The organism is Thiocapsa sp. (assembly GCF_035467215.1).
Lineage (GTDB): Bacteria > Pseudomonadota > Gammaproteobacteria > Chromatiales > Chromatiaceae > Thiocapsa.
Genome location: NZ_DATITZ010000298.1, coordinates 1 through 12,953, shown reverse-complemented (window position 1 = coordinate 12,953; position 12,953 = coordinate 1). Strand labels below are relative to the sequence as shown.

Here is a 12,953-nt window from a genome sequence, read left to right as displayed (position 1 = left end):
CGAGACGCCTCGGGTCCGCGAGCGGCCGAGTAGATCGGTCCGGTTCAGGACCTCGGATCGCCCACACGGCGCCCTAGGTGTCTCGCGCCAAGCCCACAACAGTACCGGATGGACAGCATGTCAGGTTCAGGACAAGATCGGATCGAAACCGTCATCGACACAACCGTCCTCGAAGACATCCGTGATCTGATGGAGGTTGATTTTCCCGACTTGGTGCGGCGTTTCCTCAAGGATTCAGCCGACCTGATCGATCAATTGGATCAAGGCATTGCCCGGGGCGATGCCGATTCGGTCTACCGGGCTGCCCATACGCTCAAGTCGAGCTCGGCGGCCCTCGGCGCGTTGGCCCTCTCGGATCGTGCCAAGCATCTGGAGGCCCTCGGTCGCTCGGGGGTCCTCGACGGCGCAGCCGCGGAGGCGGCCGAGGCCCACGTCCAGTTCGTCCGCGCCAAGGAGACCTTGGAGAAATGTCTCGAGGATGGATCCCAACCATGGACGCCGACCTGATTCGGGCGCACGACGACCTGCTCGGCAGGCGTCCTGCACACGCACGGATCCCGAGGCAAGAACCACTGCCCGACCGCTGGAGCTTACGAGGATGAAGGCAACCGTTACCCATCGAAAGATCGGCCACGTCGACAGCGTCGCCATCGCCGGACGCTTGACCGCCGCCGAGGCACCGGCCGTTCGGCAAGAGATCCTCCAGGTTCTGGAGCGGGGTGACGCGCGCCTCGTCCTCGACCTCGCGGGGCTAACCTTCTGCGATTCGAGCGGCCTCTCGGTGTTGATCTCCGCACTCAAGGCGGCGCGCGGCAGCGGCGGCAACGTCTCCTTGGCCGGACTCACGCCATCCGTGCGGGCGCTCATCGAGCTGACTCGCCTCCAGCAGGTCTTCGAGATCTTCGACGACGCAGAGGTCGCCGCCGCGCGAATGGGCTAGATCGAAAGTGCCGGGAACACACCCGTCGGGATGAAGGAGATCAAACACGCAAGCGAGATCGGGCGATCGGGCCGATTCCGGCGCCTGCGCCCACTTTCGCATCGCGTGATCCGAATCGGACTTGCCTTACTGTGGGCCTCCATCCTGAGCGGCTGCGGTGCGTGGGAGATCGTCCCCGGGCCCACCCCCTCGGCAGCATCCGATTTCGAAGTGCCCGAACGCCGGATCGAGGCATCGAGCTTCGAGCTCCTCAAGCAATTCGAGCAAGCCGGCGAGCCGGTTTATCGGTTTGGTCCCGGCGACGAGCTCGTCGTCTCGGTGGCGGCCCGCCCCGAGATCTCGGGGCCGCACCTGGTGGGTCCCGACGGCATCATCACGATACCCTTTGCCGGCCCGGTCATCATCGGCGGTCTGACGCGCGAAGAAGCCGCCTCTCGGGTGGTCGAGGCGCTCGCACCCTACTATCTCGACCTGTCGGTGACGGTCGGCGTGACACGCTACGGCTCGAATCGGATCGTGGTCCTCGGGCGTGTCGAGAATCCCGGCGTCCTGCAGTTCGACACCCCGCCGAATCTACTGGAAACGCTGGCCCAAGCCGGCGGCCTGCCGCTTCTGCGTCCCGAGCAGCTCTTGACGCGCTGCGCCGTGATTCGCGGCGACAGCATTCTCTGGGTCGATGTCGCGCGCCTGCTCACCGGCGACCTGTCGCTGAACATCCGATTGCAGCGCAACGACATCGTCTACATCCCGGATTCCACCGACACACCTGTCTATGTCCTCGGCGAGGTCGAGACCCCGGGTGTCTATCGCCTGACGCCCCAGATGTCGTTCCTGGATGCCATCAGCCAGGCCGGCGGTCCCACGCGGGATGCGAATCTTAATCGGATTCATGTCATCCGACCGGCCGACCGGGTCAATTTCAACTTCTCCTTCATGGAGATCCTCAAACCGGATCCGGGCCTGAACGTCGCCATGAAGGAGGGCGACATCGTCTATGTCCCGCGCAGCGGTGTCTCGCAGATCGGCTATATCCTGGAAAACTTCAATCCGTTCAGCTCGATTTTGATGATCAATCAGCTGATGAGCAGCGAATGACCAGGCGCCTTGTCTACAGCCATACGCCGCATCGGACGAGCGACGAGGCGGAGGCCCCTCCGTGAGCGCACCGCCCGTCCAGCCGGTCTCCTCAGGTGCCTTCCAGCCGCTCAACAGCATCTGGAATCACAAGCTCCTGGTCGTCCTGGTTGCCTTGATCGTCGCAATCGGCGGGACCTATGTCGCCTACATCAAGGGCACCGCGGTCTATCGCGCCACGGCCGTCATCTATGTCGCACCGCGGTTCGCCAATATCCTGGAGGACTCCAAGGAGCTGGAATTCCAGTCCTTCACCCAGTTTCAGCAGTTCATGAAGCAACAGGCGCGCACCATCAATCGGTACGACATCGTGCTCGAGGCACTCGCGCGGCTCGGCGATCGCCGTTTCGGCCTCTGGCAGGAGCCCGACGAATCCGATCGGGAGGCCGCCGAACGTCTTCAGCAGCAACTTCAAGTGCGCGATGTCCGCGATACCTATCTGATTACCGTCAGCCTCGAGTCGGAGAATCCGAACGGGCTCGACGAGGTCGTCAACAGCGTCGTGAAGGTCTACCTGGAGAAGGCGAAAAGGGAGGAGATCTATGCCGGCGAGGATCGCATCGAGGTCCTCTCGGCACGACGCGAGGCGCATGTGCTGAGGATCCAGGCGCTCACGGAGCGACGCGGCGAGCTGGCGCAGACACTGGGTGTCACCACCTTCGTCGAGGGCGCGCTCAACCCCTACGATACCCTCTTGATCGAAAGCACGAGCGCTCTGCTCCAAGCCGAGCGCGCGCGCATCTCGGCGGCTGCGGAGCTGGCGACCTACGACGCTGCAACAGGCGGCAAGGCGGCCCGGTCGGCATTGACCTCGGCGGCGAGCGAGCTGGCCTCGAAGGATCCCGGACTCAACAGCCTCAAGGCCAATCTCTACAAGCGACGCAGCGAGGTCCTCGAGCAGACCACCGGACTGACGGAAAACCATCCTGTCAGACGCATCGCGCAGCGCGAGCTCGATGATCTGGAAAACGAGGTCAAGAGCGCCTCGGCGCAGTTGATCGCCGAGAAATCCGCGATGCTTCTGGAGGAGCGCAGGGCGCGCGTGCGCGAGCGTGCCGCAGTGGAGGAGGTCTTGCGCGCGCAGCTTCGCGAGCAACAGGAACAGGCCGCCTGGTTTGCCACCCATTACAACGATGCGCTGGACGTCAGCAACGAGATCGCACGCGAGCGCAAGGCGTTGGACGCGATCGACGATCGGGTCGAGTTCCTGGAGATCGAGGCCAGCGCACCCGGCTACCTCCGCGTCTCGACCTGGGCCATGCCGCCGATCCTGCCGGTGAGCGGCGGGCGCACCAAGCTCGCGGTGATCTTCGCCGCGCTCGGCGGCATCCTGGGGCTGGTTGCGGCGATCGCGGTCGATCTGCTCGACCGGCGTGTCCAGACGAGTCGGCAGGTGCAATCGCTCGTGGGGTTTCCCCCATTGGCCGCCTTTCTCGAACCCTCCTCGGATCCTGCTTACCGAGCGCTGCTGGGCGATCAGATGCGACGGCTCGCCCTTGCACTGAGACGCGAGCGCGACACAAACGGGGTGCGCCGCCTCCTTGTCACGGCGGTCCGCCACGGTTGCGGTGCGACCACGATCGTGCTCGACTTGGCGCGTGAGCTCGAGCGACAAGGGTTGCGCGCCCTGGTCGTCGAGGCGAATCTATTCGTCACCGACCCGCGCTACCGAACAACACCCGAACGCCCCGGCCTGCTGGACATCCTGGAGCAGGATCTCGAGCCCTCCTCGGCGATCGTGCCGGGAGACGAGACCTTGCCCGACCGAATCGGGACCGGCCGGTCCGACGAGGGTCAACTGAGCGACTGTCGCCATCTCCGGGGACTCCTCGAGCGCCTGGACGCCGATTACGACATGGTGCTCATCGACGCGGCACCTATCCGACTCTCCGCCGACACCGAATATCTGGCCGGAATCTGCGACGCGACCTGGCTGGTCGTGCGGGCACGGCTGGCACAGATCGGCGAGGTGAAGGGCTCCGCCGCTCGGCTCGAGAAGGCATCGCCTCCGGCCGTGGGCCTGATCATGACCGGTCTTACGGTCTTTCTGGGCGGCGGCTATTACGGGGCCATCCTGAAGGAATATCGAAGGTCGCTTCTCGCGAAGACACAACACGGACGCAATGGAGCACCCACATGAAGCCCCGGCTCTTGTACGCCCTGCACAGCGGCAATCTCTACGGAACCGAGCGCATGGCCTTGGCAACGCTCGAGGGGCTGCGCGAGGACGTCGAGCCGCTGCTGTGCGCGCCGCCGGGGCCGGCGCTCGCGGAATCCGCTCGACGCGGGCTACCCGGTGTCGCCTTTGCGGGGCCTCGGGATCTCGCCGCCCTGATTCGTCGCGAGCTGGCGGCGCACCGAGAGGTCTCCTTCGCCGCGACGGCGGTCACGCACTCGCTCCTCTTCTTTGCGCTCAACGCCCTCTATCGGCGGCCCGGCGTCCATATCCACATGGTCCACGGCGGCACCGACGAACGCGACAGCTACGGACGCAAGAAACTCCTGAATCATGCCGGGATCCGTTTCGTCGCGGTCTCCGACTATGTGCGCGAGCGCCTGATTGCAAACGGGGTTCGAGCCTCGCGGATCCAAGTCATCGAGAATTTTCTGAGCCCCGAGGATGTCGCCTCGCGCCCGCGACGTGCGCCCTTCGACACCCCGGGGATCCGGCAGGTCCTGATCGTCTCGCGCGTGGATCCGATCAAGCGCATCGATCTATTGTTGGACTGTCTGGACCGTCATCCGGAACCGAGGGCGTTCGCGTTTCGGATCCTCGGCACCGGATGGGATCTGGACGTCCTGCGCGGGCGGGCCGAAAAGACGCATCCGAACGTCACCTTCGCAGGCTTCTCCGATGAGGTTCCTGGCGAGCTTGCCCGCAGCGACCTGCTACTGCATCTGTGCCCCGTCGAGCCCTTCGGGCTTGCGATCCTCGAAGCGATGGCGGCCGGCGTACCCGTTCTGGTCCCGGACAGCGGGGGCGCCGGCGCCTTAGTCGACGACGGGGTGAGCGGCCTGCGCTTTCGCGCCGACGACGCCGACGCACTCGCACACCGTCTCGCGGCCATGCGCTGCGCAGACAGCGACACACTCAACGGCTTGGTCGCGGGTGCCGATCGGCAACTGGCGACGCGCTTTTCCGCCGCGGCGCGAATCGCTGATTATCGGCGGCTTTTCAATGGAGTCGAGACATGAACCCGAACGGATCAGGCTGTGCCCTCTCGGTCGTCGTCATCGGCCGCAACGAAGGATCGCGCCTCATGCGCTGTCTGCGTTCCGTGCAGGCGATTCGCGGGGTCCGCGGTCGGATCGAGATCATCTATGTGGACTCGGACTCCAAGGACGGCAGCGCCGAGCGGGCCCGCGCACTCGGGGCGCAGGTCATCCTGGTGCATCCGCAACGGCCCTCCGCCGCGCTCGGTCGTAATGCCGGGTGGCGGGCCGCGCAGGCGCCGGTGATCCTCTTTCTGGATGGCGACACCATCCTTGACTCGGATTTCGTCGCGAGCGCCCTGCCGCTGCTGAAGGATCCGAACGTCGCCGTCGTCTGGGGGCACCGTCGCGAGCTGCACCCGGAGGCGTCGATCTACAACCGGGTGCTGGATCTGGATTGGATCTATCCGCCGGGTCCGAGCGAGTTCTGCGGCGGCGATGCACTCATGCGCCGCGCCGCCTTGGAAGAGGTAAAGGGGTTCGACGAGCGCTTGATCGCCGGGGAGGAGCCGGAACTCTGTCAGCGGCTGCGCACGCTGGGATACCGCATCGAGCATATCGACCAGCCGATGACCCTTCACGACCTGGCGATCACGCGCTGGGAACAGTATTGGCGTCGCGCCGAGCGGGCCGGCCATGCCTATGCGGAGGTTGCCTCTCGCTTCCGCGACAGCGACTATCCACTCTGGTCGGCGGAGGTGCGTCGCAATCGAATCCACGCGGCCATCCTGATCCTTGCCGCGCTTGGCGGGATCGCCCTCGCCGTCGTCGAAGAGGACCTCTGGCCGCTGCTGTTGCCCGCGGTCTTCTACCTGGGCCTCATCGTTCGCACCGCGCGACGTGTGGAGTGGAAGGATCCGAGCCTGGTCACCCGGCTGCTCTACGGGGTGCACTCGCACCTGCAGCAAATCCCGATTCTGATCGGCCAGTTGAGCTACTACCGCGATCGTCGCTCCGGACGCCGACGGCGTCTGATCGAGTACAAGTAGAGCGAGTGTCGACCCATCAGGGCGCGGCGGAGGAGAAGCGATGAACACAGGCATAAAAGGTCTCGCGGTTGCCGCGCTGACTCCCCTCGCCGGGCTGAGACGTCGGGTTCTGGAGCCGCTCGGACGCCTTTGGAGCCATGCGCGTCTACGCGAGCGGATCACGCCTCCGCTGGATCCTTCGGTCGTCGTCCTCGGCGTCCCCGAGATCCACGGCACCGGCAACATCCGCTTGGGCCGCCAGCTTTATCTCTACCCCGGCCTCTACCTCGAGACCCAAGGGACGGGCGAGATCCGGATCGGCGACGAGGCGGTGATCTCGCGCGGGGTCCATCTGGTGGCCTTCGAACGGATCCAGATCGGCGAGGGGAGCATGATCGGCGAATACACAAGCATCCGCGACGCCAACCATCGTACCGGGACGGAGGGTGCGCTGCGTTGGTCCGGACATGAGAGCCGTCCGATCGAGATCGGCCGCCAGGTCTGGATCGGGCGCGGGGTCACCGTGCTGCCCGGCGTGGCGATCGGCGACGGCGCCGTCGTCGGCGCCAACGCCGTCGTGACCCAAGATATCCCGGCCGGCGCGGTCGCGGTCGGGATTCCGGCACGCGTGGTGAAAACGGCCTCGACGGCTCGAGCGGTCGAGCCGTCGAGGTAACACCCCTCCCCGCCCGAGCGAGCCGAACCGGTGCTGGCGATCATCGCGCTGATTCCGGGCTTTCTGGCAGCCTGGATCGGACTGACCCGCGGACCCCACGCGGCGTTCCTGATGATCTATCTCCCGACCATGCTCCTGCTGCCGGAATACTATCGCTGGAACGCCCCGGGGCTGCCGGACCCGACCTTCGGCCAAGCCGCTGCCGTCGGTACCGCCGTCGCCTTCTTCGCCCGCGGAATGCCGGGGTTCCGCTTTCACACCATGGACCTTCTGGTCTACGGCTTCGCGCTCGCCGCGAGCATCTCCGAGTACCGGGCATCGGGTTACAGCGACGCCCAGAACCTCATGTTCAACATGCTGACCTGGGTGGTGCTGCCCTACATCTTCGCAAAGAGCCTGATCGAGTCCGCCGGGAATCGGGTCCGGTTCGCCAAGATCCTGGTGGTCTGTCTCTTCATCATCTCGGCGGTCTCTGTCTACGAGTTTCGGTTCGGCACGACACCCTGGCGGATGATCCTGGATCCCTTCTTTCCCGGTCAGGCGCGCTGGGTTACGACCTTTCGTTGGGGTTTCGCACGGGTCGCCGGCCCCTACGGCCATGCCATCCTGGCCGGGATCGTGATGGTGATCGGCTACCGGCTCCAGCGCTGGCTGGAATCGAGCGGCGCCTGGGAGCCGAAACCCCGCTTCGCCCCTTGGCTACCGATCAGCCAGGGCCGGCTGATCACCCTCGGACTGCTCGCAGGCGTCATCATGACGATGGTGCGCGGCCCCTGGATCGGGGCCATCCTGGCGGCGATGCTGGTGATGATCGGGCGCTCGCGCCAACGGGTCGCGGCGATCGGTGCCGTCATTGCGTTCCTCGTCTTCGTCGGGGTGCCCGGTGTGGTTTGGTTCCTCGACTATGTCTCGGTCGGGAGAGAGGGTGCCCAGACGGTCGCCCAGGAATCGGCCGCCTACCGTTGGGAGCTCTTGGCCGAGTACTCCGAGATTGCCGCCGAGAAGCTTTGGTTCGGATGGGGCCTGACCGCTTGGCCGAAGGTTCCGGGCATGCCTTCGATCGACAATTACTATCTCCTGCTGCTCTTGATGCATGGGTTGGTCGCACTGGCCTGCCTACTCGCGATCATCCTGATCATGCTGGTGCGTCTGACCGCGCACGGGATGCGCCAACCGCTCGCCGAGCCTCGCGGCAGCTCGCTGGCCTTTACCCTGGCGAGCCTCTATCTGGCGATCGGTTTCTCGATCGCCACCGTCTACCTCGGGCTGCAGACCGTTCCGCTCCTCTTCCTGATCACCGGCTGGGGCATCGCCTATATGGACTCCGGGGTGGAAGGCATCGGCACGGAAACCGCCCCGCCGCCCGAGCCGACGCCGGCCCATCGGTTCCGCCGAGTCATGACATGAGTCACCTCTCGACGCCGTCGGCATCATGTATCCTTAGGTCCGCAGCCAGGGTCGCGTCCGGACGGCGACTCCGGTACGGAACGGATCTCGGGCGACCGACACCGACATCGGCAGCAGCACAGGGATTCAGGGCAACCGAGCCGGATCACCGAGGCGGCAGCACAGCGAGCCGACAGCCATGACGGACAGCGTTGCACCCAAGGACAACACCCCTGTCGCCGCGGGTGGCGAGACGCTCGACGCGGGCGGTATGAACCGCCTGGTGAGCCGCAACATCTTCAGCTCGATCGGGGCCAAGCTCCTCTATCTGGTCACCCGCTTCTTTCTCCCGCCGATCACACTGGCCTATATTAGCCTGGAGGAATACGGCATCTGGGCGATGTGCTTCATCCTCATCGGCTATTTGGGGATGAGCGCCTTCGGGGTCTCCAACGTCTACATCCGCTATGTCGCCCAGTATCACGCCCAAGGCGAGGAGCACCGGATCGGCGATCTGCTGTCGACCGGTTTGACGGTGGTCAGCCTCGTCGGCGTCGTGGCGCTCGGGATCCTCTGGGTCGGACTGCCGACCCTGATCGAGGCCCTCTCGGTCTCGCCCGAGCTTCAGGACACGGCGTTCGTGCTCATCTTCGGCAGCGCGGCCGTCTTCGTGCTCGAGCTGAGCTGGGGCGCCTTTGCCTATGTCCTCACCGGCCTGCAACGGATCGTGCAGCAGAACCAGGTCTGGGTCGGGACCTTCCTGCTCGAGACCCTGCTGGTCGTGATCTTCCTGATCGCCGGATTCGGCGTCTACGGCCTGCTGTATGCCTTCGCGATCCGCTATGCGGTGTCGATCACACTCAACGTCTGGCTCTGCTTCCGGGGGATTCCCGGTTTGAGGATCTCGCTGCGGCGCTTCAACCGGGCCGATCTCGCGCTCTTCTACCGCTACGGCGGGATCGTGCAGCTCTCGGGCTTCCTCGGCATGTTCCTGCGCTCGATCGAGAAGCTGATCGCAGGGCTCTGCATCAATGTGCAGGCGACCGGACTCTTCGACGTCGCCCAGAAGTTCCCGGTGATGGCAACATCCATCCCCTCCTCCATGAATGCCGTCTTCTTGCCGGCGACCTCCTACATGCACACGCAGGAGCGCCGTGGAGAGCTGATCGGGCTCTATCTCAAGGGCGCGCGCTACATCAATCTGGTCACCGGCTTCATGATGGGTTTCATGGCCGCCTTTGCCGCGCCGCTGATGGTCGCCTGGCTGGGTCCAAATCCCGAGCTTGCCTTGGCCCCGCTGATCCTGGCCTGCTTCACGCTGCCCTTCCAGCTCAACGTCCTCACCGGCCCGGCCTCGAACATCTATCGCGGCATGGGCATCCCGGCGCGCGAGCTGATCTACCCGCTGTCGCAGCTTGCGCTGGTGATCATCCTGGTCGGCGCCGGCTTCCTGGTCTTCGGGATCGATGTGGTGGTCATCACCCTGGCGGTTGCCCTGGCCATGATCCTGAGTGCGCTGATCTATATGGCCTATACCAATCGGTTCCTTGCGCTGGATCAGTCCCGTTTCGTGCGTGGCGCCCTGCTGCCCGGTCTCTGGCCCTATTTGACCGGATTCGCCCTCTATATGCTGGCTCGACCCTGGGTCGAGTCGGTCGGCGACGACCGTTGGGGCAGTGTCCTGCTGGTCTTGGTTGCCGGCATCGCCTACTGCGCACTCCAGGCCGCCATGCTGTGGTTCTTCCAGCTCGATTCGGGCGAAAAAGACTATGTCGCCGGCAAGGTCGGGGGCTTGGTCGGACGCTTCGGCGGTGCTCGACGTCAACCCAAGAGAGGGCATCCGAATGAGCACTGATCTGCGGGCCTCGGCGCGCGTCGAGGATTATCGTCTCGCCGACTTCAAGCTGCTCCTTCCGCTCGGGCCCGAGATCCGCACCCTGGTGCTCGGTGCGCGGGAGCCGGGCTTTCTCCCCCATCTCGCCGGGGAGCTCGGCATGATCGACCTGGTCGTCGAGCCGCCGCACGACAGATTGCAGGAGACGACGCTCGCGGCGATGGCAGCCCTTGCGGCACCCGAGCGCGTGCGCCGAATCGAGGCGCCCGAGGGCACCTATGACCTTGTCTTCTCCGACGAGATCACGGCCGGACGTCACCTGCGACCGGGCGGTGTCCTGTGCCGATTCCTCGGTTGGAACGCCGACGCGATGCCGCCCGATCTGACACCGGTCGGCCGCTGGCGAGCCTATCCGGACTGGCCGGCCTTCCGGGTGCTGATCCCCGATAATCCCGCCGGCTGGCGGGCCGCCGCGCGTGACCTTCGGCTCTTTCCCTCGCGATCCGCGACAGGTCTGCGCGCGCGGCTGTCGCCGGGGGCGGCTGCTCGACTCCTGCCCGAGCACGGGATTGCGCTCTATCGTCGCGATGGCGGCGAGCCGCACCCGACTCTGCTCGCCGCCCTGCGCGGGGCCCTGGCGTCCATCGGAGACGATGCCATCCGCTCGACGCCTCCGGAGCGTTGGCTGTTGGCCTCGGGTCGCCTCGGGCCCGGCAACCCGATCCTGGCCTTCAGCCTGGACGAAGACGGACGTCCTCGTCGCCTGATCAAGGCCGCGCGCTTTCCGGGCGGACAGCACCTGCACGCCGAGGCCGAGCAGCTCGATCGCATCGAGCGAGCATTGGGGCCGGCCGAAGCCGCCCGAGTCATCCGCCCGACCGACTCCGCCGTAGTGGCGGGGCGCTGGGCACTCGCCTATACCTACGAGCCGACCCACCCCTTTTTCGGGATCCGCTGGCGTCTGCGGGCCCGTACGCGATTTTGTCTCGCCATGGCCGACTGGTTGGCAGCGGTCGGACTCACGACCCGACAGCGGCCCGAGCGGGTGTCCATCGAGGCCCGTCACGTCGCACCTCTGCAGCGCTTGGTGGCGCGCGGCATCTTGCCCCGTAGCGTTCAGCACAGGGCCGAGGCTGCACTGGATGACCTGCAGCGGCTCGCACCGTCTCTCCCCATGGTCCTCGAGCACGGCGATCTCGGCATCTACAACACGCGTCTGACACGCGCCGACGGCTCGGATTTTCGTGTGCTCGACTGGGGCTCCTCGACCTTCGAGGGCATCCCGCTCGGCGACCTCGCCTATCTGCTGTGCTCAGCTCGCGCCCCAAAGGCGCTCGCACGCCGCTGTCTCGGCAACTATCTGGTGGGCATGCGGATTCCTACCGGCGAGGCCCCGGCGTTGTGGTTCAGCTATCTCGCTCGACGCTGGGAAGAGCTCGACGGCATTCGACCGCCGGTCCCCGGCGATTCGACCTCCGGCGGGGCTCTTCTGCTGCCGATTCACACGCGTGTCGCGTCTTATCTCCGCGGATTGACCTGAACGAGCGTCCGCAGTGCACCGGAGGCAGGGTGCCGATCGAAAAGTGATCTAAACCGTGTCTCGCCGAGATCAAGGACGTCTCCGACGCTGAACACAAAACGAGAATGACGCATTTTGCTCTGGGCGCGTTTTACACTGACCGGACGGAAGGATGAGAACAACAAAGGCGGAAGGGGCAGGCTCATGACTGCAGCACAAGGACCGCGTTTACTGCTGTCCGCCTACCAATGCGGCCCCGGCATGGGCTCGGTCTCGCAGATCGGCTGGCACTGGTACAGCCGGCTCGCCCGCAGGCTCCCGACGACCTTGCTCACCCATGTCCGCAACCGCCCGGCCATCGAGGGCGCCGGCGGGCCGGTGGGCGAAGGCCGCATCCTCTATGTCGATACCGAGTGGTTTGCCGGCCCGCTGTATCGGGTCGCCTCGCGGATCTTCCCCAAGAGCGAGCATGCGGTCTTCCTGGTCTCCTCGCTGGATTTCTATGTCTACGATCGCGAGGCGTTGCGCATCGCCCGGACAGAATCACGGGACGGCATGCCCTGGGACATCGTGCATGCCCCGACCCCGGTCTCGCCGCTCGCGGCCACGCGCCTCCACCGTCTGGGGCTGCCCGTCGTGCTTGGACCCTGGAACGGCAACCTGGGCCTGCCGCCCGGGTTCCGCGACATCCTCCGTGCGGACTCGGCCTGGCTCTACCCGGTGCGCCATCTCGGGCGGGTCGTCGATGCACTGGCCGGCGGGACCCGTCATGCGGCGGCTATCCTGACTGCGACGCGTTCGACAGTCGCCGGCATCCCGCGCCGCTACCATCACCTCTGCGTACCGGTGCTGGAGAACGGGGTGGAGCTGGAGACCTTTCCGGCGGCACCCTGGCCGACCGCGCCGGGTGTTGCGGGCGAGCCCTTGCGGTTGGTCTTCGTCGGACGTCTGGTGCCCTTCAAAGGGGTTGGCATGTTGCTCGATGCGGTCGCGCGGCTTGCCCCGGAGATGCCGATCCGGCTCTGCATCGTCGGGGATGGACCCTTGTCGGGCGAGTGGCGCGAGCAGGCCGTGCGGCTCGGGCTCAACGAGCAGGTGCGTTTCACCGGCAACCTCTCGCCCCCCGAGGTGGCAGCGGAGATCCGCGCGGCACATGTCTTCTGTCTGCCCTCGGTGCGCGAGTCCGGCGGTGCCGTGCTCTTGGAGGCCATGGCCTGCGCCCGTCCGGTGATCGCCGTGGACTTCGGCGGACCGGCGGAGATCGTCGACCCGGCGGTCGGCCT

At 65.9% G+C, this 12,953-nt stretch carries 11 protein-coding genes; all 11 read left to right on the top strand.

The genetic code is table 11. The annotated features are described in order from the left end of the window. Positions 1-117: 117 nt before the first annotated feature. The gene (locus tag VLR48_RS16595) at positions 118-507 is read left to right on the top strand and encodes an Hpt domain-containing protein (protein WP_325292854.1); all 390 of its coding nucleotides are present in this window, start codon (positions 118-120) and stop codon (positions 505-507) included. A 91-nt stretch (positions 508-598) separates the two neighbouring features. Next, positions 599-940: an STAS domain-containing protein gene (locus VLR48_RS16590; RefSeq protein WP_325292853.1), complete on the top strand. Its 342-nt coding sequence runs from the start codon at positions 599-601 to the stop codon at positions 938-940. Positions 941-1,150: 210 nt separating this feature from the next. Beyond that, the gene (locus tag VLR48_RS16585; RefSeq protein WP_325292852.1) at positions 1,151-2,035 is read left to right on the top strand and encodes an SLBB domain-containing protein; all 885 of its coding nucleotides are present in this window, start codon (positions 1,151-1,153) and stop codon (positions 2,033-2,035) included. A 61-nt stretch (positions 2,036-2,096) separates the two neighbouring features. Continuing rightward, complete coding sequence (locus tag VLR48_RS16580) at positions 2,097-4,214, top strand: GumC family protein (protein ID WP_325292851.1); 2,118 nt, start codon at positions 2,097-2,099, stop codon at positions 4,212-4,214. Continuing rightward, the gene (locus VLR48_RS16575) at positions 4,211-5,269 is read left to right on the top strand and encodes a glycosyltransferase family 4 protein (RefSeq protein ID WP_325292850.1); all 1,059 of its coding nucleotides are present in this window, start codon (positions 4,211-4,213) and stop codon (positions 5,267-5,269) included. Before VLR48_RS16580 ends, VLR48_RS16575 begins: the two co-directional genes overlap by 4 nt. After that, positions 5,266-6,276, top strand: coding sequence for a glycosyltransferase (locus tag VLR48_RS16570; protein WP_325292849.1), 1,011 nt, complete (start codon positions 5,266-5,268; stop codon positions 6,274-6,276). The genes VLR48_RS16575 and VLR48_RS16570 overlap by 4 nt, the downstream gene beginning before the upstream one ends. 40 nt (positions 6,277-6,316) lie before the next feature. Beyond that, on the top strand, positions 6,317-6,931 hold the full coding sequence (locus VLR48_RS16565; protein WP_325292848.1) for an acyltransferase: 615 nt from the start codon (positions 6,317-6,319) through the stop codon (positions 6,929-6,931). A 30-nt stretch (positions 6,932-6,961) separates the two neighbouring features. Then, on the top strand, positions 6,962-8,338 hold the full coding sequence (locus VLR48_RS16560; protein WP_325292847.1) for an O-antigen ligase family protein: 1,377 nt from the start codon (positions 6,962-6,964) through the stop codon (positions 8,336-8,338). A gap of 178 nt (positions 8,339-8,516) precedes the next feature. Beyond that, positions 8,517-10,172, top strand: a complete 1,656-nt coding sequence (locus VLR48_RS16555) for a hypothetical protein (protein ID WP_325292846.1) — start codon at positions 8,517-8,519, stop codon at positions 10,170-10,172. After that, positions 10,162-11,691, top strand: coding sequence for a hypothetical protein (locus tag VLR48_RS16550; protein WP_325292845.1), 1,530 nt, complete (start codon positions 10,162-10,164; stop codon positions 11,689-11,691). Before VLR48_RS16555 ends, VLR48_RS16550 begins: the two co-directional genes overlap by 11 nt. A 183-nt stretch (positions 11,692-11,874) precedes the next feature. After that, on the top strand, positions 11,875-12,953 hold a 1,079-nt coding region (locus VLR48_RS16545; protein ID WP_325292844.1), incomplete at its 3' end, for a glycosyltransferase.

Bases quoted from the DNA above. Each gene is read 5' to 3' on its own strand.
- VLR48_RS16595 (WP_325292854.1), top strand. From the start codon at position 118: ATGTCAGGTTCAGGACAAGATCGGATCGAAACCGTCATCGACACAACC.
- VLR48_RS16590 (WP_325292853.1), top strand. From the start codon at position 599: ATGAAGGCAACCGTTACCCATCGAAAGATCGGCCACGTCGACAGCGTC.
- VLR48_RS16575 (WP_325292850.1), top strand. From the start codon at position 4,211: ATGAAGCCCCGGCTCTTGTACGCCCTGCACAGCGGCAATCTCTACGGA.
- VLR48_RS16570 (WP_325292849.1), top strand. From the start codon at position 5,266: ATGAACCCGAACGGATCAGGCTGTGCCCTCTCGGTCGTCGTCATCGGC.
- VLR48_RS16565 (WP_325292848.1), top strand. From the start codon at position 6,317: ATGAACACAGGCATAAAAGGTCTCGCGGTTGCCGCGCTGACTCCCCTC.
- VLR48_RS16555 (WP_325292846.1), top strand. From the start codon at position 8,517: ATGACGGACAGCGTTGCACCCAAGGACAACACCCCTGTCGCCGCGGGT.
- VLR48_RS16550 (WP_325292845.1), top strand. From the start codon at position 10,162: ATGAGCACTGATCTGCGGGCCTCGGCGCGCGTCGAGGATTATCGTCTC.